The sequence below is a fragment of the Bartonella sp. AA74HLJMH genome (assembly GCF_042197045.1).
GTDB lineage: Bacteria > Pseudomonadota > Alphaproteobacteria > Rhizobiales > Rhizobiaceae > Bartonella.
Genome location: NZ_JBHIRJ010000079.1, coordinates 1 through 1,834 on the forward strand (window position 1 = coordinate 1; position 1,834 = coordinate 1,834).

A 1,834-nucleotide genomic window follows, 5' to 3' on the forward strand; every position below is an offset into this window, starting at 1 on the left:
GGGCAAAGTTGTTTGGTCAAAACTCAAACGTCATCCCAAAATCATTAAAGCCGTTAAAGGGGGTGGCACTGCTGATGGTTTTGTCACCAAGGCGCAATTTGCTGATCTGATGGAAATACACCCCGATCGTTTACTCATTGGTGAATCGCAAGTGAATTTGGCACGTAAAGGGCGTTCGGCACAATTGGCACGCGTGTGGGGCAATAAGATTGCACTGCTTTATATTGACCCCACCAAACAACAGGCAGATGGTTCGGTGATCAGTTGGGGTTTTAGCGCCCAGTTGGGCGAACGTTTGTCTGGAGTGATCCAAGATCCAGATATCGGCTTATCAGGTGGTAAACGGGTGCGTGTGGGGGAACGTGTGTGTGAATTGGTTGCCGCAAAAGATGCCGGCGTTTTGTTGCAAGAAGTTGTCTAAGGGAAACTTTTAAACATGGCTTATGCAAGCAAAACATTGATTGAAGAGCTCTGGGGTGATGACTTCTTGGATGATTTGTGCGGGATGGATGAGAATTCTGATCCAGTTTTTTCAGAGCAAGCCATTGCCCGCGCGCTCGAACAGGCAAGTGGTGAGATTGATGTGCATTTGTCTCATCGCTACTCAATCCCCATTGCTGGACAGCCAGCGGCTCTGGGTATGATCTGTGTCAATATTGCTGTTTATAATTTAGCCATACGCCATACGGCACTGACCACGACTATTGAAGATCGTTACAAACAGGCGGTTGATTTGCTGAAACGTATTGCCGAAGGCAAAGCGGGTTTAGGCATAGATGAACCTAAAATTATGAGCGAAGATGGTCCCGTGCGTGATGGGGCTTTCTTCCATGCCAAGCCGCGTTTGATGGGAAGATAATATGTCTGTTGCAACCCATATTGAGATTAAAGAGACAGGGCTTGAAGCGGCTTTATCCTTTTTGCAAAAGGGAGCTGATCGCTCGATGGGGACTTTGGCACAAGGGGTTGGGCGTCTCATTCAAGAAAGCACAAGGCAGCGGATTCAAAGTGAAAAAATGTCTGCTCAAGGAGAGAAGTGGAAAAACAATCATGCCCGCACCTCCATTCTTTATGCCAGTGGGGCGCTTTCACGCTCCATTGATATGAAAGCTTCACCAGAACAGGTGATTGTGGGCTCTGGGTTGGTTTATGCGCGGATTCATCAATTGGGTGGGGTTATTCGCCCGAAAAATGGCAAGACACTGCGCTTTTTTCTTAAAAGCGGCAATGCACACCGCTTTGTTTGTGTGCATCAAGTGACCATGCCCGCACGCCCTTATTTGGGGCTTTCAGAGCACAATAAAGTGGAAATTGTCAAAGCGACAGAAGACTGGCTGGAAAGGGTCTTTGCATGAGTCAAACGATTAAAAATGCTGGGCGCATTAATCAGTTTCGTGAAGCGGTGATAAGAAGCCTTAAAGGCGCTTTACCGGATGTGCGTGATTGCGGCTGTCAATTTGGACGTTTTAACTTAGAAGAGCTTGAAACACAGATGCTGGTGGCTCCAGCAATACGGGTTGCGGTGTTAGAAAGCCGTTTGAATCCTGTAGCAAGTGGGCACATGAGTGCGGATCTTCATTTAGGGGCTTTTATTATTACCACAGGTAAAGAGCGTGATGTTTCCAGTTGGCTTTTAGCAGAAGCCATTGCGGTGCTTTGTCATAGCGGGCAATTGTGGGGGCTAACGCATTTGAGTGCCCCGCGTGAGGTGCAAATTGAACCGATTATCTCTGCGGCGATTAAGCAGCGTGGTGTATCGATAAGCGTGGTGGAATGGCACCAAGATTTGCATCAGTTGGGACATGATATTTTTTGTGATGAAGGACAACTCAAA

At 47.5% G+C, this 1,834-nt stretch carries 3 protein-coding genes and 1 pseudogene; all 4 read left to right on the top strand.

Features of this window, described 5'->3' with window-relative positions; all coding sequences use genetic code 11:
* A pseudogene (locus ACFINH_RS09705) lies at nucleotides 1-421 on the top strand (capsid protein); the annotation flags it as partial.
* Between the two features lie 15 nt (nucleotides 422-436).
* Entirely contained in the window at nucleotides 437-859 is a 423-nt protein-coding gene (locus ACFINH_RS09710; protein WP_375612327.1) for a gp436 family protein, read from the top strand.
* 1 nt (nucleotide 860) lies between these two features.
* Nucleotides 861-1,355, top strand: a complete 495-nt coding sequence (locus ACFINH_RS09715) for a phage virion morphogenesis protein (protein ID WP_375632958.1) — start codon at nucleotides 861-863, stop codon at nucleotides 1,353-1,355.
* A partial coding sequence (locus tag ACFINH_RS09720) for a hypothetical protein (RefSeq protein WP_375632960.1) occupies nucleotides 1,352-1,834 on the top strand: 483 nt, incomplete at its 3' end. The genes ACFINH_RS09715 and ACFINH_RS09720, both read left to right, overlap by 4 nt.

What these genes read in the sequence shown, in the direction of transcription:
- ACFINH_RS09710 (WP_375612327.1), top strand. Translation starts at nt 437, where the DNA reads ATGGCTTATGCAAGCAAAACATTGATTGAAGAGCTCTGGGGTGATGAC.
- ACFINH_RS09715 (WP_375632958.1), top strand. Translation starts at nt 861, where the DNA reads ATGTCTGTTGCAACCCATATTGAGATTAAAGAGACAGGGCTTGAAGCG.